Below are 19,994 nucleotides of genomic sequence, written 5' to 3'. Positions count from 1 at the left end.
GGTTGCCGGTAGATCATTTATCCTGTAGTTTAACCGGCCAATCGTGCATTCTGCCATTGCCGGTCAATTATGCAGCTCTGTATTCTGCCGTTTAGCCGGTCATATATTCCCCTGAAATCATGTGTTTTGCCAGTTGCCGGTCAATCACGTATTCTGCCGGTCAGCCAGTGCCCGCCTGATGTCGTCTATCGCAACGTCTTTGAACACTTCCACTTTGCCGTACCCTGTGGGAAGCACGAAGACTATGCGGCTGTTTACGTTCTTCTTATCGTAAGCCATCCGCTGGATTATGAGGCCCCAGTCTGCTGCCTCGAGTGTGGTGGGCAGCCCGGCCCTTTCCAGCAAAGACGACAGGCGCTTTACGTACTCCTGCCCTATCAATCCCATGTGCACGGCTATTTTGGCTTCGTACACCATGCCCATCGCCACCGCTTCGCCGTGGGTGTATTTCGAATACCCGGTGGCCGACTCAATGGCGTGGCCTATGGTGTGGCCGAAGTTGAGTATCATCCTCAGCCCGGCTTCCCTTTCATCCTGCTCCACCACCCTGGCTTTGATGCTGCATGAGCGATAAAGGGCATTGGTAAGCGCCTGTACATCGCAAGAGAGCAGCGCTTCCATGTTTTGCTCCAGCCATGTTATAAAGCCGCCATCGGCTATGAATGCGTGTTTTATGAGCTCGGCCATTCCGGTTGCAAACTCCCGTGGTGGAAGCGTGCTCAAGGTATGAGGATTTATGAACACCATACGGGGCTGATAAAACGCCCCTATTATGTTTTTGGCCAGAGGATGGTTTATGGCCACCTTCCCACCCACGCTGCTGTCCACCTGGGCAAGAAGTGAGGTGGGTATCTGGATAAACCCAATACCCCGCATGTATGTGGCGGCGATAAAGCCTGCCAGGTCGCCTACCACTCCTCCGCCCAGAGCCACAATGGTAGATGAGCGGTCCAGGTTTGCTTCCAGCGCTTTGGTGTAAAGGGCCTGGGCCTGCTTAAAGCTCTTGCTGGCCTCTCCAGGGGGTACGACGGCCTGGTATACCGTATATCCTTTGGTCTTCAGCATCGATTTTACAGGGCTGCAGTACAGGCGGTGCGTGTTTTCGTCGCATACCACCATGACCTTTTTGCCTTTGATGGTTCCCCCTATGGCATGGGGCAGAGCCTCCCACCCCTCGGGAGCGATATGTATGGGATATGCCCTTTCTCTGAGGTCAACGATTATGGTTTGCATGGCCGAGCCTCCTTATAAGACGGTGGGATGATACCCTTTCCTCCGAAATTGTTGATATTTTAGAAATTGTAACTTCATTTGGAATAAAAGTCAAGGACGGCCGGGCCAAAAAATTGGCTTTAAAAAATATTATTTTCCCAAATATATTAAGTTTTTAACAAAAGTATGATACAATAAAAGAGGATATTTGTACTTGATGCAGAAATATCTATAGTAGGTTCACTTCAAGGTATGCACTTCTTAAAGGGGCACAAAAATGAAAACGAATAAGCTGTAAGGGGGAATGTACATGAGCAGTTACGTAACCCGTAACATCCGCAACGTTGGGCTGATAGGCCACGGCGGAGAAGGTAAGACCACTCTAACCGAAGCCATGCTTTTCAATGCCAGGGTCGTCGACCGGTTTGGCCGGGTCGAGGATGGCACCACCACTACCGATTTTGATCCCGAGGAGATAAAGAGAAAGATATCCATCAACGCCGCTTTAGCGCCATTTGAATGGAATGGCCATAAGATAAACGTCATAGACGTACCGGGTTACTTCGATTTCGTGGGCGAAATGATCGAGGCCTTGCGGGTGGTGGATGGGGCCGTCATTGTAGTCGGCGCGGTATCGGGCGTGATGGTTGGCACTGAAAAGGCGTGGGACTATTGCAAGGAATACGACTTACCCATTATGATCTTCGTCAACCAGATGGACCGGGAGAACGTGCACTATGAAAAGGTTCTCGAGCAGCTTGAGGGCAAGTACGGAACCTGTATCACTCCCCTCCAGGTACCCATCATGAAGGGCGGCAGGTTTGCCGGGCTTGTGGATGCGGTCAAGATGAAGGCCTGGGAGTTTACCGATAAGGGTCTCAAAGAGGTGAGTATCCCGGATGACATGTCGGATACAGTGGAATCGGTTCGAACTCGCCTGGTGGAGGCTGCAGCCGAGACCAGCGAAGAGCTGATGGAGAAGTACTTCGAGGGAGAAGAGCTGACCGAAGAGGAGATTCAAGCGGCCATACGCAAAGGCGTTGTCGATGGGGACATAGTGCCGGTGCTATTCGGCTCGGCGCTCACCAATGCCGGCGTTGATATATTGATGGACAGCCTCATAAAATATATTCCGGCGCCTGACGAGCGGCCGGAGGTTTCGGTGACCAATATCAAGACGGGTGAAGTGGAAAAGCGGAAAGTCGATGCTTCGCAACCTTTCTCAGCCTTCGTGTTTAAGACCATCGTCGACCCCTTCGTAGGCAAGCTCTCACTCTTTAAAGTCATGTCTGGCCAGCTCACAAACGGAATGAACCTGTACAATGCAAACAAGGAAAAGGGCGAAAAGACCGGAAACTTATACATCCTGAGAGGTAAAAAGCAGATTGCGGTGGACAAATTGACGGCGGGCGATATAGGCGCACTTGCCAAGCTTCAAAATACGGCTACAGGCGATACGCTCTGTGATCCGGCATATCCCATCGTATATGAAGGCTTTCAATTCCCAGAACCTTGTATTTCCATGGCAGTTAACGCAGAAAAAGAGGGAGAAGAGGAAAAGGTATTCACAGGTTTGAACAGGCTCACGGAAGAAGACCCCACCTTCAGAATCGAGCAGAACGCCGAAACGGGCGAAACCCTCATCTCTGGAACGGGAGAAGTGCATCTCGATGTGATTGCCAGCCGTTTGAAGAATAAATTCGGAGTGAATGCGGTATTTAAAGAGCCCAAGGTGCCGTACCGCGAGACCATTCGCAAATCCATAAAGGCGGAAGGCAAGCACAAGAAGCAGACGGGCGGACACGGGCAGTACGGCCATGTATGGATCGAGTTTGAGCCGCTGCCCAACCCTGATGAACAGCGGTTTGAGTTTGTCGACAAAATAGTGGGCGGAGTTGTACCGCGCCAGTATATACCCGCGGTTGAAAAGGGTTTGATCGAGGCCATGCAAAAGGGCGTGCTGGCTGGATACCCCATGGTGGGAATAAGGGCTACCCTCTACGATGGCTCATATCACCCGGTGGACTCCTCTGAAATGTCGTTTAAGATTGCCGCATACCTGGCCTACAAGAAGCTGGAGCAGGCCGACCCCGTACTGCTTGAACCCATCATGCACGCTGAAGTCATAATACCCGATGAATATATGGGCGATATCATAGGCGATTTGAACCGCAGGCGCGGTCGCATACTGGGAATGACGCCCCTGGGGAACGGGCTGCAAAAGGTGGATGCCGAGGTGCCCCTTGCCGAGATGTTCCGCTATGCCACCGACCTGCGCTCCATGACTCAGGCCCGCGGGAGCTTCAAGCTCACCTTTGTGCGGTATGAGGAGGTACCGACCAACATAAGCGCCAAAATCGTGGAGCAGGCCAGACGTGAGGCACAGGGAGAATAGCCTTTAAAAAACCGGGCGCCCTGCAAAGGCTGCCCGGTTTTTTAATTTTATAATGCGTGAGAAGCGTCATGTTTATTCCAGCTGTCAAGCCGTTTATACAGGCTTAAGCTGTTGCGATAGGCCCAATGCTTTTATAATAAAGATGAGGAATTAAATGGGACTATATACTGCCATTGCATTGTAAAAAGTTGGGTTTAAGGAGGAGCAGGTATTATGATAACGACCGTTACGCTCAATCCCTGCATTGACAGGATGGTTACTGTGGAGAGGTTCATCTACGGCGGGCTGAACAGGATCATAGACAGCCGCATGGACGCCGCCGGCAAGGGCATAAACGTGGCCGTGGCGCTTCACCAGCTGGGCGAAAAGGCATTTTGCACAGGCATAAACTATACCGAAAGGGGGCACATGATAAGGGAGCTGCTGGACAGGGCGGGCATACCCTACGACTTTGTGGAGGTTGAGGGCGAGGTGCGGGTCAACCTCAAGGTGTTTGACCTATCTCAGGGCGTGGTCACCGAGATCAACGAGAGCGGCCATCCCGTTTCGCCACAGCACATCCAAGAGCTCATGGACAAAATCGACATATACGCCGCAAAGAGCAGCATGATGGTCTTCAGCGGAAGCGTGCCCAGGGGAGTGCCCACTTCCATCTATAAGGACCTTATGGAGCAGGCAAACAGGCACGGCATCATGTGCGTGCTGGATGCTGAAGGTGAGCTTTTGCTCGAGGGCCTCAAAGCGCAGCCTTACATGATAAAGCCCAACCTGTATGAGCTTGAAAAGGCGGTGGGCAAAACCCTTACCACCCACGGTGAAATAGTCAGGGCCGCCAGAAGGTTTATCGAGAGGGGAGTGCGCATAGTTGGGGTGTCCATGGGAAGCCGGGGAGCCATGATCATAGACGAAAACGAGACATATTACGCCCACCCAATCGCTGTGGAGGTGAAGGGCACGGCCGGAGCAGGCGATTCCATGGTAGCGGGGTTCTGCCTTGCGCTTAAGGAGGGAGCCGGTCTGGAAGACATGCTGCGCTATGGGGTGGCGGCTGCCACTGCGTCGGTGATGAGGGAGGGCACCCTTCTTTGCACCCGCGATGGGTTTGAAAGCATGCTGCCGCGGGTCGAGATCGAGAAGGTCAGCGATTTTTAATTTATACCGCAGTTTTTTGCAACTTTTCTCCCTCTTCCTTCGTCTGTACAGGTGAAAGGGGGCAGGGGATATGGACTGCAGACAGTGCAGGGAAAATATATCGGCATATATAGATGGCGTGCTCGATGGCTCTTTGATATCCGAAATGCAGCAGCATTTGAGCGAGTGCCCTCGATGCCGGAAGGAATATACTGCCATTCTGAAAGTAAGGGAGATGTGCGCTGGGCTTAAGGATGTGGAACTGCCTTCCGGCTTTTGTAGCTATCTTATCGATAGGTTGAAGGGGGAGGAGAGTGCGGGTATGCTCAGAAAAATCAGGTGGAGAGTTAATCGAAGGGTTGTTGCCGGTGTGGCTGCTGCCGTGGTACTGGTCTTTGGAATGGCGCTGGTGATGAGTGGGCTAGGGGGCGGTGGAGGAGCGTATGAGCGGGAAATGGCTACCAAAGATGCAGCTCCGCCGCTTTATGACGCTGCCCAGAGGACGGCCGACTACCCGGCGGACTCCACTGAGGAGGCTGGCTACCAGAGTTACGACAGCGCAAGCAACAGTATGGCACCTGACGCCAAATGGGCTGCAGACAGCGCGGGCGCCGGTGTAAAAGGTGAGATGGAACCCGAAGTGGCTGAGAGGGCCCAGGATAAGGCAGACGAAAGCGCAGCGCTTTCCGACAGCCAGTGGGCATCAGAGCAAAATAAACTGGCTGTCCAGATCTCTGGGTTTGCACAAGCTTCGGCAGGAGCACAGGCAGGGGTCGAGAGAAAAATTATACGCTCGGCTTACCTCAGCATGGAGACTACGGAATTTGACCGCACGGTAGATGAGATAATCGGAAGGGTGAACGTCTATCTGGGATATATTGAGTCCTCCGAGATCCAGGGCAAACCCACTTACCAGGGCCAAGTGTCCAACCGCAAGGCACACTTCGAGATACGCGTCCCTTCAAAGTCTTTTGATTCGTTTATAGGAGATATGGTCGAGCTGGGCAACGTGACCAGCAGGCAGATAAGAGGCGAGGACATAACCGGCCAGTACCTGGATGTGGAGGCCAGGCTAAAGTCACTTAGGCTTCAGGAAGAGAGATTACTCACCTTGCTGAGCAAGGCCGAAAAGCTGCAGGACATCATCGAGCTGGAGCGCGAGCTGTCCCGCGTGCGCTACGAGATCGAAAACTACACCGGCACTTTAAAGCAGTGGGATAACATGGTGCAGTACTCGCGGGTTTCCGTCGATGTTTATGAGGTGAGGCAGATCAAAAAGGAGGAGCCCGAGCCCATAACCTGGGGCGATAGGATCGTAAACGGCTTTATAAAGTCTTGGGAGCGTTTAGGCCAGCTGTTTGCTGATCTGGCCGTGTTTATTGTGAGCGCCGTGCCCTATCTGGTGGTGCTGGCTGTCATGGTAGGGGTCCTGTGGAGCATTGCCAAGAGATCAAAGACTGCGCTAAGGCCGAAAATTGAGAAAAGAGTGGATAAAATTGAAGAAGATGGGAGTGCGAACCATGAACAATAAATTTTTGATTGCCGTTATAATCGTGTTGGTAGTGGCATGTTTGGGTGTGTCTGCCGGAGGTATATTCCTTAAAGATACTCCTGTAGTCAACGTCACTAACCCTGAAAATGTATATGTAAAGGAGAATATTCTCACCGTCTCGGGGACCGATAAGGTGACGTTAAAGCCTGATGTGGCATATATCAACGTGGGAGTGGAGACTATTTTGAAGGATGCTAAAGCAGCCCAGCAGGAAAATGCCAAAACCATGGAGAAAATAATAAACAAATTAAAAGCAATGGGCATAGAGGAGAAAGACATACAGACTTCCAATTATCAAGTTTTTCCGCAGTATAACTATGTAAACAATAAAAGCGTTCTGGAAGGATACCGTGTTACCAATACAGTCAGGGTCACGGTGCGAGATGTTGAGAAAGTGGGCGAGGTGCTCAGTAATGTACACGAGGAAGGGGCCAACTATTCCTATGGCATATACTTTGGGCTTGAGGATCAGGAAGCAGCTTACAAAGAAGCTTTAAAAAAGGCCGTCGACCAGGCCAAAGGAAGGGCTGAGGTGATAGCTCAGCAGGCCGGGGTAAAGCTTAAGGATATAGCAGCTATATACGAGGGTTCGGCACCGCCCGAGCTTTACCGGTATCAGAGAGACTACGTAGAGCGGGAAAGTGCGCAAAAAGCCGCTGATGCTGCCTGGACGGTTCCCATATCCGAAGGGGAAATAGAGGTCAGCGCAACGGTTACACTGGTCTATCGCATTGAATAGGAATGGATTGGGCAGAGCGACAGGACATTATAGTATACGGTTGTACCGATGTTCTGGAACAGATTTGCTGTTGCAAGCAGGAAAAAGGTGGATGAAAAATCCGCCTTTTTGTATTCCCTTTCTTTGTCGACTATGGTATAATGAATTCGAAATACGGCAATGGGATGGAGAAAGGGTGGAGCCTATGGCCTTAAACGAAGAGATGGAGCTTAAAGATTTATTTGAAATTATTCGCAAAAGATTGGGCCTTATTGTTATAATAACTTTAGTGGCTGTGTTATTGAGTGCGGTGATAAGCTTTTTCCTGTTGGACGAAGTATACGAGACTTCTACCACGCTTATGGTAGGTAAGACTCAGAACAGCCAGGCAAATACCATCGAATACAACGATATACTGGCAAATCAAAAGCTTGTTAAGACCTACAGCGTGATTGCAAAGAGCGACCGCGTTTTGGACAAAGTCGTTGAGAAACTACAGCTTGATTTAAAGCCTGCCGATTTGCGGGAAAAGATCGCTGTAACTTCAGAGGGTGAGACCGAGATCATACGCATAACGGTAGAGGATACAGACCCCGCGTTTGCCACCGACCTTGCCAATGCCATTGCCGAGGTCTTTATGAGGGAAGTAGTGGACATCATGAAGCTGGACAATGTGCAGGTTATCGACGTAGCAAAGGTCCCCCAGGAGCCGGTCAAGCCCAAGCCGCTCCTTAATATAGCCATAGCAGGAGTGCTAGGGCTTATGCTGGGACTGGGGCTGGTATTTCTTATAGAATACCTTGATAACACCATCAAAATGTCGGATGATATTGAAAGGTACCTTGAGCTACCTGTGCTAGGGGTCATTCCAATGTATGAGGAACAGTAAAAGGTTTGTGAGGTGTATAGATGTTGAAATCTACAAAATTGGTAACACATACAGATCCCAAATCGCCTATTGCAGAGGCTTACAGGATTTTGAGGACCAATATCGAATTTTCATCCACTGACCGCAAGATAAAGGTAATATTGGTAACCAGCAGCGGGCCTGCCGAGGGCAAGAGCACTACGGCCGCCAATATGGCCATAGCCATGGCTGAAGCCAATCGCAGGGTGCTTCTCATAGACTGTGACTTGCGGAAGCCTTCTATTCACAGGATGTTTGGCCTGGTAAACATAAAAGGCCTTACCAATATCCTGGTGGAAGGGCTTGAATACAGCGAGATTACCAATGTGACCGAGGTGGAAAATTTAGAGGTCATAACCAGTGGGCCCAAGCCTCCAAATCCTTCCGAGCTTCTCGGCTCACAAAGGATGAAGGAGTTTCTGGATAAGGTGAGGGAAGATTACGACGTGATCATCATAGATACGCCGCCGGTGCTTCCGGTCACCGATGCTGCTGTGCTGTCCCAGTATGTGGACGGTGTGGTGCTGGTGGCGGGTTATGGTCTGACCACGTTTGATGCTGCTGTCCAGGCCAAGGCCAGCCTGCAGAAGGTGAACGCCAGGATACTGGGCGTTGTGCTAAACGGCGTTCCGACCGACAAACGGGGGGGCTATTATTACTACTATTATTACTATTATGATGAACATGGCAGGAAACAGAGGCGCAGGAAGTCTACGGTGGAAAAACCGCTTTCAATGGATGGGATTTCAGTCTCAAGAAGCGAGGGTATGAATCTGTAATGCTGGATCTACACTGCCATATACTGCCCGAGGTGGATGACGGTGCCGGCTCTATAGGTGAAGCGCTTTCAATGGCGGCTGTGGCTGTGAAGGAGGAAATATATGCCGTTGTAGCCACGCCGCACTGCCTGGATGCAAAAAATATCGATGCCTTTGTGCGTGGTATAGAGCGCCAGAGGCAGCAGCTTCAGAGTGTGCTGGACGCTCAGCAGATGGACCTAGACATTTTTTTGGGAGCAGAGGTGTTTATGGACCCCTCCTTCATTAAAGCAGGAGGGCTTGAAAGGTTGACCATAAACGCCACCCCCTATATTTTGGTAGAGCTCCCCATGGGGGAGGTGCCGCTGTACGCCGAGGATTTTATATACAGGCTCAGGCTTATGGGGTTTATACCTATAATCGCCCATCCTGAGAGGAACCTCGAGATAATGCGCGACCCGAATATACTCTATCGTTTGGTGGATTTGGGCTGCCTATGCCAGATCAACACCGGCAGCATAACCGGGCTTTTTGGGAAGCAAGTGAAACGGTGTGCTCGAATACTGCTGACGCACGGCATGGGGCATGTGCTGGGCACAGACGCCCATTCCGACGGTACAAGGGGGCCTTACATGAAAAAGGCCGTTGAACAGCTAAAAGGTTGGCTGGATGAGGAACAGGTGCGAAGGATAGTCGGCATTACGCCTTATCATATACTGGAAGGTAAGATGGTTTCCACAGAGCCCCCGAGAAGGTATAAGCCCAGGATGAGGATATTCGGCTTTTAATCTATGTTAGTTTATACTAAGGGTTGAGGGGATCGCTGTGGATATGGACGTTGAATCGGAAATGAAATGGTATGCCATTTTTGTCGAAACAGGTCAGGAAGAAAACTTTGAGCGATTGATTAATGTGCTGTATCCTGATGAGAATATAGAGATTTTGATTCCCAAAAGGAAGCTTATAGAGAGAAGGCAGGGAAAGGTCTATGAGATAACCAAGAAGTTGTTTCCCGGCTATGTTCTCGTAAAAACGGTGATGAATACCGATGTATATTATAAGCTGTCAGGGTTGCCAAGGGTGTACGGCGTTTTGAAGGATGAATCCGAACCGGTGCCAATAAGGGATGAAGAGATGGCCGTCATCCTTGCGCTGACCGCTGAGGGAGAAACGATAGGTTTCTCCGAAGTGTACAAGGAAGGCGAGCGCATCGTCGTCATAAGCGGTCCTTTAAAGGGCCTGGAAGGTATTATAGAGAGGTTTGATGCCCGCAAGAAACGGGTAAAGGTGCGGATTCAATTTCTCGGCAGGGAAAAGCGCATTGACCTGGGTGCTCACCTGGTTGACAGATGTAGCGGGTGAGAGGCCAGGTTTTTAATGCGCTTAAGGGTGGTATGCTGTTGGCTGATGATAGTTTGTTTTGGCAAATTAATTACATTGACACACTTTGATATATAATGTAAAATTTAGATGAGTTATGTGGACAAAATCCCGAGGGGACTTTTGCTGTTTCGGCGCAAAACGTTTCCTGAGGGAGGTCATAGGGGGATTTTTTAAACCCCGCTTTAGGGCGGGGAGGGGGAAGGTTTTGCTTGTTTGAAAGTCGTTGTAACACTATGTGAGTAAAATCTGTTTCCTTACTATTAATATGTGCATTACGACATATATCAATAATTTTTATTTTTAAGATGTAATTTTAATAGTGAGTTTTTATTCCTAATGAGTTAAGCAGGTGCTTTGCGGGGGCAAAGGAGGTTTTTAAAATTATGGAGGTTGTAAATATTGAGATGTACGTGCAACGTAATATTGGGAAGAATACAACTGTTGTTGTAGAGAATAGATTCTGGTATGAAAAAATAAAGAGAGTGATGGATATAGTTTTATCTTTAATTGGGATTATTATAGCTATTCCTTTAATGCTTATATTTGGTATAGCTATTAAACTTGAATCAAAAGGCCCTGTTTTTTATTGCCAGGAGAGGGTAGGTAAAAATGGAAAGGTATTTATGCTGTATAAGCTGCGATCCATGTACCAAAATGCTGAAGAGAATGGAGCAAAGTGGGCTGAAAAAGATGACCCAAGGGTTACAAAAGTTGGAAGAATTATGCGAAAAACGCGTATTGATGAATTGCCGCAGCTTTTTAATGTTTTAAAGGGCGATATGAGCATAGTAGGTCCGCGGCCTGAGAGACCTATTTTTACTTATCAGTTTAACGAACAGATACCAGGCTTTGTAAATAGATTGCAAGTTAAACCAGGACTTACAGGGTGGGCTCAAGTTAACGGTGGTTATGAACTGGGTCCAGCAGAAAAACTGGAGTACGACTTATATTATATTGAGAACCGTTCGATATTGATGGATATAAAGATAATGTTAAAGACGGTAAAAGTTATTTTGACAGGTAAAGGTGCTTGGTAGTTTTATTAACAAATTATTGGGTTACGAGTTGACGGAGGAAATTATGAAGTTTAGTTTAATTCTTTGTACTTTAGGAAGAGATAAGGAAGTAGAAGACTTTTTAAGTAGTTTATGTGATCAAATTTATAAAAATTATGAACTTATAGTTGTGGATCAAAATGAGGATGATAGAGTAAAAGATATAATTGATAGGTACAAAAATAAAATTGACAAAATAAAATATTTTCGCGTTAATTTTAAAGGATTGTCACGGGGACGGAATTTCGGTTTGTTACATGTAGAAGGTGATATAGTCGCTTTTCCAGATGATGATTGCAAATATCCAAATAATATTCTTTTAGAAGTAAAGAATAGATTTGAAAGGGATAAGGTAGATTTTTTGAGTTGCATCTCTCTTGATGAGGTTTCAGGACTTGAAAGCAATGGTAGATGGAGAAAAAATAAAATGCCAATAAGTAAGAGTACGCTATTCGGAACGTGTATCTCTTATACTATTTTTGTAAAGGCAGAATGTATAAAGGAAAATAAAATGAGTTTTGATGAAAGGTTAGGGGTTGGAGCAGACACGCCCTTTCAGTCTGCTGAAGAGACAGATTTTATTTATCAGTTATTATTGTCGGGATGTAAAGGCATTTATTATCCAGAAATATGTATTTACCATCCGTTAAAGATAATTGAATACGATGAAAGAACAATTGAAAGGGCATATTATTATGCAATGGGATTGGGGGCATTTTTTAGGAAACATGTTAATGATATTGAGTTATTGCCAGAATTTTGTAGATTATTGATAAGGGCTGGCGGGGGTATCCTATATAGCATCTTGAAAATGAATTGGGGTGGTGTAAAATTCTACTGCAAAATCTTAAGTGGAAGGTGGAAGGGTTTTATAACTTTCAAACATTGATAAAAAGCGGTGATGAAAGGGATAAATTTATATTTAATGCTGCATTATTTCTTATAGTCTTTTTATCAATGCTTGAACCTAAGCAGGTAAAGACCTTACTGGGGTTGAATATTATCTGGTTTTATCCTCAATATATCATCCTGGCTTTCTTAGTATTTTGGCGTTTTAGAAGGAACATTACTAATCTATTTAGACGGAATATAATATTTGGAAATCCAAATAAGGATATTTTAAGTTTCTGCTATTTGTTTTCTTGCATTTATATATTATCTGCTTTGTTGAATTTCAGCAAATCATATGATATATTTTTTAGCCTCAGAGGATTGTTTAAAGTACTGCTCCAGTATATTTTCTTTGCATCTTTAGCAGTTATTTTAGTGGCCGATTATCCTCAAGTAATCGTTAAGGTATTAAAGTATTTATTCATGTTGAGTGCTGGAGTGGTTGTATTTATTTTAATTGGAATATTTGGTTATATAATTAAATTTGATGTTTTACCATTCCAGAAAATAATTGATTACCAGATTATCTCTCAATCTTGGGTTAAAATACTAAATTTTACAATTTTTTTTCCTAAGTTTGGAGGAGTATTTCCTGAGACGCAAGCGCTGGGGTTTTTTTTGTTAATAGCGTATATTTCTTACACAATGTTAAAAAAATATGGTATCACATTCAATAAAGTTTTAGACTTTTATGGCAAATTGTTGTCAATTTTTTCAATCCTTACTTTTTCGAAGACGGTGATACCGGCGGTAGGGATTTTCTTGATATGGAATAATTATGAGAATAGAAAAAGCATCAAAAATAAGGTGGTAGCCAGTTTATTATTTTTTATCAGCTTTTATTTTTTATTGGTCAATCCTTATGCACTTTCTGTTAAAGAATATGTTGTTTACGGGACAAGAATAGATTTGGCCGAAAAGATGGATACTATAAAAGAAGGGTTAGTGGATGACGGGGAAATAGTGTATGATGAGGAAAGTGAGGATACAACAGAAAGTATACGAGCTGATTCGTTGGGCGAAAGAGCATTTCATGTTGTTACCTTTTTTAATTATGCGGCAAATAATATACTGTCCTTTTTGGTAGGGATGGGGCCATATAATTATGGCAACTATATACGTTCAATAAATCCTGATTTATTCAATAGATACACCAATGCCGTTTCAATATTTACCGTGTTCATTGAATCGGGGTTACTTGGATTTTCTATATATTTGTTATTGTGGGGATATATGATCATAAAATCGAAAAGTTTTTTGACAAAATGCGCTTTATTTAGCTTATTAATAGGCAATGTTGGGCAACCTAACTGGAGTATGGATATTTTGCTCATATGTGTTATAATGGTATATAGTTTGGACAAATACGGGAGGACATTATTAAATGAAAATAGCAATTGATGCTAGAATGATCAGTTCGTCGGGAATAGGGACATATATAAGGAATTTACTGCCCAATATTATTGATATAGCCAATGAACACGGGTTTGTAATAATAGGGGAAAATATTAAAGATGTAAATAATTTAGTTAATAGAAAGAACGTGGATTTTATTCAATTGAATGCTAGAATTTTTAGCATTAAAGAACAGTTAAAGCTGCCATCATTAGTACCTAAGTGTGACATTTTCTGGTCTCCTAATGTAAATATACCATTATTACCTTTGAAAGCTAAATACAGAATTGCTACTATACATGATGTGGTTCATGTTGCGCATCCAGAATTTTTTAAGCCAGAAGTTGTAATGAGTTTTAAATTTTTTTTAAGAGAGGCGTTAAGAAAAAGCGATGTAATTCTCACGGTGTCAAATTTTTCAAAAAGCGAAATAATTAAGTATGGTAAGATAATGGGAGAAAGGATTCATGTTGTTTATCCTGCATGCAATACTAAAATATACAATAGTGAAAACGTCAGTTATGAAGATATGCTTAGTGTGAGGAGAAAATATAATTTGCCTGATAGATTTTTGCTTTATGTAGGGAATATAAAGCCCCACAAAAATCTCGCAAGGTTACTCCAGGCTTTTGATAGAATTGATGATGAAACATTGTACCTGGTTGTTATTGGAAATAAAGAAGGATTTGTGACAGGAGATAAAAGCATAAATCATATAGAACTAAGAAAAAGAAATAAGGTAGTGTTTACTGGGTTTGTACCAGATGAGGATTTGCCCAAATTTTATAAGATGGCTGAGGCGCTGGTTTTTCCTTCCATTTATGAAGGGTTTGGATTGCCACCGCTTGAAGCTCAAGCATGTGGGTGTCCGGTAATAGCGTCAAATGTAGCAAGTTTACCTGAAGTCTGTGGCGACAGTGTGTTGTACTGCAATCCTTATGATATTAACGATATAGCTGATAAAATAGAGCTATTAATAAACAATAAATTACTAAAAGAGGAGCTTAAGCAAAAAGGCTTAAAGAATGTTCAAAGGTTTGATTGGGAGAAATCGGCATACGAAATTTTGAATGTATTCGAAAAAATATGTATGTCTTGAACACTTTATTGAGGTGGCAGATTATGGTATTACAGGTAAACAAAATGTACTGGCCTGATATCGGTGGTGTAGAGACAGTTGTTAAACAATACGCGGAATATTTAAAACGATTTGATGAAGTTGTAGTGCTTTGCGTAAATAAGAAATTTGCTTTAAAAACCATAGTTGAAAAGATAAACGGCATTAGGGTTTATAGATGTGCATCATTTGGAACGTTTATGTCAATGCCGATATCAGTGGCGTTTTTTTGGCATTTATTCCGTTTAGCCAAGATAGCTGATGTAATACACTTTCATGAACCTTTTCCTCTTGGAAGTATTGGAAGTTTGTTATTAAAATTTTTGAGTAAAAATAAAAAGGTTTATGTGACATGGCACAGCGATATCGTTAAACAAAAGAAATTAAAAAGATTTGTGGAATTTTTTCAGAAACGGCTTTGCAAACGCGCTAATGCTATTATAGTGACGTCTGAAAGGATGATTGAATTTTCTTCTGTTTTAAAGAGTTTTAAGGATAAAATTGTAGTTATTCCATTATCTTTAGACAAGCGCGATTATTACCGTGATTATGACGTAAACAATATAGAACAATCGTTATTAAATCTACCACAAGGATTTGTGCTGTTTTTGGGAAGGTTATCATACTACAAGGGAATAGATGTATTACTAGAAGCTATAGAGATGATTCAAGAAGATATACCTTTTGTTATTGCAGGGGATGGAGAGTTTAGGGAAGATATCATGAGAAGAGTTCAAAATAGCCAGAAAAAAATATATTTTATATCTAGGCAAGTTTCTGAAGATGAAAAGCTGTATTTAATAAAAAACTCAAAATTTTTAGTTTTTCCTTCTGTTCTTCCCAGTGAAGCTTTTGGAATAGTACAGCTTGAGGCTATGATATATGGTAAACCCGTAATAAATACGAATTTACCAACCGGAGTACCTTGGGTTAGCCTTAATGACGTGTCTGGTTTAACGGTTGAGCCTTCAAATTCCAAACAGTTGGCAGAGGCTATAAAAAAACTTTATTTTGATGAGGAATTATATACAAGGTTAGCCCGAGGTGCATTAGAAAGGTTTAACGAATATTTTGATTCTGATGTTACAAACAAGATTTTATACAACTTATATGCTGATGTTATAAATAAAAAAGTTTAAAAGTTATTATAGTTATTATTATAAACGATATGATCGGAAGGATGAATGTTATGATAACAGGGATAATCATGGCAGGGGGACGGGGCGAACGATTTTGGCCTAAGAGTAGGATGAAGATGCCTAAGCAATTTTTAAATCTTTTCGGAGAAAAAACGATGATTCAGCAAACAGTGGACAGGCTTACAAAGATTATGCCCCTGGAAAATATCTTTGTTGTTACCAATATTGATTTTGTGGAATTAGTGAGTCAGCAAATTCCTAATTTGCCTCGTGAGAATATTTTAATTGAGCCTATGAGTAAAAATACTGCGGCTTGTATTGGCATTGCAGCCCTTCGTACAGAAAAGATTGATAGGGATTCGATAATGGTTGTTGTTCCATCTGATCATGTTATAAAGGATGAAAAAAAATATATAGAAGCGTTGGAAACGGCAATACAAGAGGCAGAAAAAGGTGACAATCTAGTAATAATAGGTATTAAGCCTACGCGCCCTGAAACAGGATATGGTTATATAAACTTTGATGAAAATACAAAAAAAGTAGTAAATAAAAATTGCGTGTATAAAGTTGAAAGGTTTGTTGAAAAACCCGACTACAGTACGGCGATAAAGTATATAGGAAGTGGAAATTATCTCTGGAATAGCGGGATGTTTATATGGAAAACATCCTCAATACTCAGTGCTATGAAGAAGTATATGCCTGATTTATATAATTCGCTGGAGCGAATAAGAGAACATATTGATTCAGATGATATGGAAAAAGTACTTTATGAAGAATATTCCCAATTAGAGGGTATATCGATTGATTACGGAATAATGGAAAAAGCGAAAAATGTATATGTTGTGCTAGGAGATTTTGGTTGGGATGATGTGGGAAGCTGGCTTGCTATTGAAAGAATTTACCAAAAAGATGAGTATGATAATGTTATAAAAGGTAATGTATTTAAGGTGGATACAAGGAATTGCATAATAATGGGTGAGAATAGGCTTGTTGCGGTTGTGGGTGTGGAAAACCTTGTTGTGGTAGACACAGAAGATGTAGTTTTCGTATGCGCTAAAGATAAGGTTCAAAATATGAAGGATATATTAAGTCAGCTGAAAGAGGAAGGCAAGTATGTTTAGTGGAGGGCACTTGATATGTCAAAGATTTGTGCAGTAATTGTTACTTATAATAGAAAAGAGTGCTTGAAGAGGTGTGTTGATAGTATTCTCAATCAAACGGTAAAAGTTGATAAAATATTAATAATAGACAATGCCAGTAGTGACGGAACCCAAGAGTTCCTTTCATCTGAAGGATATTTGGCGCTGCCCGTAGTCGATTATAGAAGACTTGATGAGAATATCGGGGGAGCGGGTGGCTTTAATAAAGGGATGGGAATTGCGTTTGATGAAGGTTATGATTGGATATGGGCAATGGACGATGATGGAATTCCCTCCTCTACATGTTTAGAAAAATTATTGAATGCATTTGATGAAACAGGAGCGAAGTATGTTGCACCGTTGGTTATAAATATTGAGAATGAAAATGAGCTGAGTTTTGGACTGTATTCATCCGAATGCGGGAAGATTATTAGAGACAGAAATTACTTTGAAAAACGTGGAATTAGATACTTTTATGGAGAAGCCAATCCGTTTAATGGCGTATTGATTCATAGAGATATAATCGATGCGGTGGGGTTACCGAAAGCAGAAATGTTTATTTGGGGTGATGAAACGGAATACTTGATGAGAGTAAAAAAACATAAGTTTGACGTTGTCACTTGTATTGATGCTATACATAAACACCCGAAAGATAGGGTTACCGTTAGAAGAACTTTGATGGGATTTGCTGGGGTCGCAGTTACGGGAGATAGATTTAGAGATTATGTAAGAGCGAGAAATCATGCTTATATTTACAGCCGGTATTATCCTAAATTAGAGCTGCTGAAATTTTTTATACTGTATGTTTACTACTATCTAATCACAGACAGACTTAATTTTCGAGGTTTGTATTTATTCTTAAAAGCGTTTATGGATGGGATTACTGATAATTTTTCTAAGCATCAAAATTATAGATGATGTAGTTAAACAGTGACAAGGATAGAAGATAATGGAGGTAATTGGAAATGTACGATTTTGTTGTAGTTGGTGCTGGCTTTGCTGGTTGTGTACTGGCGGAAAGGATAGCGAATGATTTAAAGAAAAAAGTTTTAGTGATAGAAAAGAGAAATCATATCGGCGGAAACGCTTATGATTATTATAATGAAGATGGTATACTGGTCCACAAATATGGTCCCCATATTTTTCACACAAATAATAAAGAAGTATGGGATTACCTATCTCGTTTCACAGAGTGGTACTATTATCAACATAGAGTATTAGCATATGTCGATGGTATGTACGTACCTATACCTATAAACTTAAACACGATAAATAAACTATATAATACGAATTTCACACCCAAACAATTAGCAGAATATTTTGAAAAAATAAAGGAAAACAGACAAGAAATATTGAACTCGGAAGATGTAATTGTAAGCAGAGTTGGAAGAGAGCTATATGAGAAATTTTTTAAAGGATACACAAAAAAGCAGTGGGATCTATATCCTTCAGAACTCTCGCCTGAAGTTACTTCAAGAGTCCCAATTAGAATTAATAGAGATGATAGGTACTTTACGGATAGATATCAGGGATTGCCAAAATATGGATACACGAGAATGTTTGAAAAAATGTTGGAAAATGAAAAAATACATATAATGCTTAAAACAGATTATAAAGAGGTTATTAACTCAATAGAGTATGGATACTTAATATATACAGGACCAATCGATTATTTCTTTGATTACAAATATGGGAAATTGCCATATAGGTCTTTAAGATTTGAATTTGAAACACTGGATTGTGAAAAATATCAAGAAGCGGGTACGGTGAACTATCCAAACGATTATGATTTTACCCGTATTACAGAGTTTAAATACTTAACCGGGCAAAAGCATAATAAAACAACTATAGTTAGGGAATATTCAGCTGCTGAAGGGGAGCCATATTATCCTATACTTCAGAATGAAAATATAGAGCGTTATAAGATGTACGAAAATGAAGCCAATAAGTTAAAAAACGTTTTCTTCATTGGAAGGCTTGCTAACTATAAGTACTACAATATGGATAAAGTTGTAGAGCAGGCTCTTAAGCTGTACATTGATAAAATAAGACAATAGCGTGCTTTTTTGTTTGCAAACTTAAGGAAGCGATTGGGCGGCATTGACGGGAAGAAGCTGATAAGTGTATTTCTATTTACTTTATTCTGATATACCTTTTCAAGGTAGAAGAGGTCAGGTGGTTTGTAGATACAGTTAAAAAGCAGTTATATGGGATGAGATGAAGAGAAGTGGGGGCTTTGTTATATGAGAATAGTGGCAATTGTAGTTACGTACAACAGGAAAGAGTTTTTGAAAGAAAATATAGATGCTCTTTTAGGGCAGAGTTACAGCGATTTTGATATTTTAATAATAGACAACAATAGCAGTGATGGTACGGCTGATTTAGTAAAAAGCTATAAAAATGATAGGATTTTTTATATAAATACGGGTGCAAATATAGGTGGAGCAGGGGGATTTGCTTTAGGAGTAAAAGAGGCAATAAAGAGAGGCTATGACTACTGCTGGTTGATGGATGACGATGCAATTCCAGAAAAAGATGCTCTTAAATCTATATTAGCCAAGGTAAAAATATTAGGCGGTAAATTTTCATTTATCAACAGTGTTGCAAAATGGAAAGATGGTTCTATGTGTGTAATGAATATTCCCATGATAGATAGAGAATGGTTTAAAAAATATGAAGAAATAAAATGTAATTTATTACCATTAAAGGCATGTACTTTCGTTTCATGTTTTGTTAATATTGAGATAGCGAAAAAGGTGGGCTTACCGATAAAAGAATTTTTTATTTACGGCGATGATGTAGAATATACCCTGCGTTTAAGCAAGGAAGAGCAAGGATATTTAGATTTAGATAGTGTGGTAATTCACAAAATGGGTTTGAATCAGGGAACTGATATAGTTACTGAAGGAGAAAGCCGTATAGATAGATATGTTTTTGATTTCAGGAATCGCTTTTATATTGCTAAACAGTTAGGGAAGAAAGAGATTATTAAGTATTTAATCATGTTTTTTATAACGTTATATAGGATTATGAGGTATTCTAGATCAAAAAAGACAAAGAGAATAATTATGCTCGGGTAGTGTCAAATAAATAATGAAAAAGTCAACGATAAGAGAATTGTTATCAAAACATGGACTTTGGCAACAGAATATAGACTAAAAATATAAAAACACAGTAATTAAGAGTGCTTAATAAGTAAGAT

At 42.1% G+C, this 19,994-nt stretch carries 18 protein-coding genes; 17 read left to right on the top strand and 1 reads right to left on the bottom strand.

Annotated elements, in window-relative coordinates; genetic code table 11:
- Positions 1-144: 144 nt before the first annotated feature.
- Positions 145-1,233, bottom strand: a complete 1,089-nt coding sequence (gene aroB / locus KVG29_RS10865; protein ID WP_252228466.1) for a 3-dehydroquinate synthase — start codon at positions 1,231-1,233, stop codon at positions 145-147.
- Between the two features lie 289 nt (positions 1,234-1,522).
- Here aroB and fusA point away from each other — a divergent pair, with 289 nt between their 5' ends.
- The 17 genes from fusA (at position 1,523) to KVG29_RS10780 (ending at position 19,872) form a co-directional block, all read left to right on the top strand.
- Complete coding sequence (fusA, locus tag KVG29_RS10860; protein WP_252228465.1) at positions 1,523-3,607, top strand: elongation factor G; 2,085 nt, start codon at positions 1,523-1,525, stop codon at positions 3,605-3,607.
- A gap of 213 nt (positions 3,608-3,820) precedes the next feature.
- Complete coding sequence (pfkB, locus tag KVG29_RS10855; RefSeq protein WP_252228464.1) at positions 3,821-4,759, top strand: 1-phosphofructokinase; 939 nt, start codon at positions 3,821-3,823, stop codon at positions 4,757-4,759.
- Positions 4,760-4,829: 70 nt separating this feature from the next.
- Positions 4,830-6,269, top strand: coding sequence for a DUF4349 domain-containing protein (locus KVG29_RS10850; RefSeq protein ID WP_252228463.1), 1,440 nt, complete (start codon positions 4,830-4,832; stop codon positions 6,267-6,269).
- Positions 6,259-7,029 carry an SIMPL domain-containing protein gene (locus tag KVG29_RS10845; protein ID WP_252228462.1) on the top strand — a complete coding sequence of 257 codons (771 nt, stop codon included), beginning with the start codon at positions 6,259-6,261 and terminating at the stop codon, positions 7,027-7,029. Before KVG29_RS10850 ends, KVG29_RS10845 begins: the two co-directional genes overlap by 11 nt.
- 184 nt (positions 7,030-7,213) lie before the next feature.
- Positions 7,214-7,897 (top strand): YveK family protein, encoded by a 684-nt coding sequence (locus KVG29_RS10840; protein ID WP_252228461.1) that lies wholly within the window; start codon positions 7,214-7,216, stop codon positions 7,895-7,897.
- Between the two features lie 20 nt (positions 7,898-7,917).
- Positions 7,918-8,694, top strand: coding sequence for a CpsD/CapB family tyrosine-protein kinase (locus KVG29_RS10835; protein WP_252228460.1), 777 nt, complete (start codon positions 7,918-7,920; stop codon positions 8,692-8,694).
- Complete coding sequence (locus KVG29_RS10830; RefSeq protein WP_252228459.1) at positions 8,694-9,461, top strand: tyrosine-protein phosphatase; 768 nt, start codon at positions 8,694-8,696, stop codon at positions 9,459-9,461. The genes KVG29_RS10835 and KVG29_RS10830 overlap by 1 nt, the downstream gene beginning before the upstream one ends.
- 43 nt (positions 9,462-9,504) lie before the next feature.
- The gene (loaP, locus tag KVG29_RS10825) at positions 9,505-10,035 is read left to right on the top strand and encodes an antiterminator LoaP (protein ID WP_252228458.1); all 531 of its coding nucleotides are present in this window, start codon (positions 9,505-9,507) and stop codon (positions 10,033-10,035) included.
- A 425-nt stretch (positions 10,036-10,460) separates the two neighbouring features.
- Positions 10,461-11,093 (top strand): sugar transferase, encoded by a 633-nt coding sequence (locus tag KVG29_RS10820; RefSeq protein WP_252228482.1) that lies wholly within the window; start codon positions 10,461-10,463, stop codon positions 11,091-11,093.
- 43 nt (positions 11,094-11,136) lie between these two features.
- Positions 11,137-12,000, top strand: a complete 864-nt coding sequence (locus tag KVG29_RS10815; protein WP_252228457.1) for a glycosyltransferase family 2 protein — start codon at positions 11,137-11,139, stop codon at positions 11,998-12,000.
- Entirely contained in the window at positions 11,970-13,403 is a 1,434-nt protein-coding gene (locus tag KVG29_RS10810) for a hypothetical protein (RefSeq protein ID WP_252228456.1), read from the top strand. Before KVG29_RS10815 ends, KVG29_RS10810 begins: the two co-directional genes overlap by 31 nt.
- Positions 13,387-14,496 (top strand): glycosyltransferase family 4 protein, encoded by a 1,110-nt coding sequence (locus KVG29_RS10805; RefSeq protein WP_252228455.1) that lies wholly within the window; start codon positions 13,387-13,389, stop codon positions 14,494-14,496. The genes KVG29_RS10810 and KVG29_RS10805 overlap by 17 nt, the downstream gene beginning before the upstream one ends.
- A 23-nt stretch (positions 14,497-14,519) precedes the next feature.
- Entirely contained in the window at positions 14,520-15,653 is a 1,134-nt protein-coding gene (locus tag KVG29_RS10800; RefSeq protein ID WP_252228454.1) for a glycosyltransferase, read from the top strand.
- Between the two features lie 50 nt (positions 15,654-15,703).
- Positions 15,704-16,774 carry a mannose-1-phosphate guanylyltransferase/mannose-6-phosphate isomerase gene (locus tag KVG29_RS10795; protein ID WP_420840557.1) on the top strand — a complete coding sequence of 357 codons (1,071 nt, stop codon included), beginning with the start codon at positions 15,704-15,706 and terminating at the stop codon, positions 16,772-16,774.
- A 15-nt stretch (positions 16,775-16,789) separates the two neighbouring features.
- Entirely contained in the window at positions 16,790-17,710 is a 921-nt protein-coding gene (locus tag KVG29_RS10790; RefSeq protein ID WP_252228453.1) for a glycosyltransferase family 2 protein, read from the top strand.
- A gap of 47 nt (positions 17,711-17,757) precedes the next feature.
- Positions 17,758-18,849, top strand: a complete 1,092-nt coding sequence (gene glf, locus KVG29_RS10785; protein WP_252228452.1) for a UDP-galactopyranose mutase — start codon at positions 17,758-17,760, stop codon at positions 18,847-18,849.
- 186 nt (positions 18,850-19,035) lie between these two features.
- Positions 19,036-19,872, top strand: a complete 837-nt coding sequence (locus KVG29_RS10780; RefSeq protein ID WP_252228451.1) for a glycosyltransferase family 2 protein — start codon at positions 19,036-19,038, stop codon at positions 19,870-19,872.
- Positions 19,873-19,994: the final 122 nt, after the last annotated feature.

It is taken from the genome of Caldicoprobacter algeriensis, from assembly GCF_023838525.1.
In the GTDB taxonomy this organism is placed as follows: Bacteria; Bacillota; Clostridia; order Caldicoprobacterales; family Caldicoprobacteraceae; genus Caldicoprobacter; species Caldicoprobacter algeriensis.
The sequence above is the reverse complement of the archived record's forward strand: the minus strand, read 5'-3'. Positions and strand labels throughout refer to the sequence as shown.

Bases quoted from the DNA above. Each gene is read 5' to 3' on its own strand.
- aroB (WP_252228466.1), bottom strand. From the start codon at position 1,233: ATGCAAACCATAATCGTTGACCTCAGAGAAAGGGCATATCCCATACAT.
- fusA (WP_252228465.1), top strand. From the start codon at position 1,523: ATGAGCAGTTACGTAACCCGTAACATCCGCAACGTTGGGCTGATAGGC.
- pfkB (WP_252228464.1), top strand. From the start codon at position 3,821: ATGATAACGACCGTTACGCTCAATCCCTGCATTGACAGGATGGTTACT.
- KVG29_RS10850 (WP_252228463.1), top strand. From the start codon at position 4,830: ATGGACTGCAGACAGTGCAGGGAAAATATATCGGCATATATAGATGGC.
- KVG29_RS10845 (WP_252228462.1), top strand. From the start codon at position 6,259: ATGAACAATAAATTTTTGATTGCCGTTATAATCGTGTTGGTAGTGGCA.
- KVG29_RS10840 (WP_252228461.1), top strand. From the start codon at position 7,214: ATGGCCTTAAACGAAGAGATGGAGCTTAAAGATTTATTTGAAATTATT.
- KVG29_RS10835 (WP_252228460.1), top strand. From the start codon at position 7,918: ATGTTGAAATCTACAAAATTGGTAACACATACAGATCCCAAATCGCCT.
- KVG29_RS10830 (WP_252228459.1), top strand. From the start codon at position 8,694: ATGCTGGATCTACACTGCCATATACTGCCCGAGGTGGATGACGGTGCC.
- loaP (WP_252228458.1), top strand. From the start codon at position 9,505: ATGGACGTTGAATCGGAAATGAAATGGTATGCCATTTTTGTCGAAACA.
- KVG29_RS10820 (WP_252228482.1), top strand. From the start codon at position 10,461: ATGTACGTGCAACGTAATATTGGGAAGAATACAACTGTTGTTGTAGAG.
- KVG29_RS10815 (WP_252228457.1), top strand. From the start codon at position 11,137: ATGAAGTTTAGTTTAATTCTTTGTACTTTAGGAAGAGATAAGGAAGTA.
- KVG29_RS10805 (WP_252228455.1), top strand. From the start codon at position 13,387: ATGAAAATAGCAATTGATGCTAGAATGATCAGTTCGTCGGGAATAGGG.
- KVG29_RS10800 (WP_252228454.1), top strand. From the start codon at position 14,520: ATGGTATTACAGGTAAACAAAATGTACTGGCCTGATATCGGTGGTGTA.
- KVG29_RS10795 (WP_420840557.1), top strand. From the start codon at position 15,704: ATGATAACAGGGATAATCATGGCAGGGGGACGGGGCGAACGATTTTGG.
- KVG29_RS10790 (WP_252228453.1), top strand. From the start codon at position 16,790: ATGTCAAAGATTTGTGCAGTAATTGTTACTTATAATAGAAAAGAGTGC.
- glf (WP_252228452.1), top strand. From the start codon at position 17,758: ATGTACGATTTTGTTGTAGTTGGTGCTGGCTTTGCTGGTTGTGTACTG.
- KVG29_RS10780 (WP_252228451.1), top strand. From the start codon at position 19,036: ATGAGAATAGTGGCAATTGTAGTTACGTACAACAGGAAAGAGTTTTTG.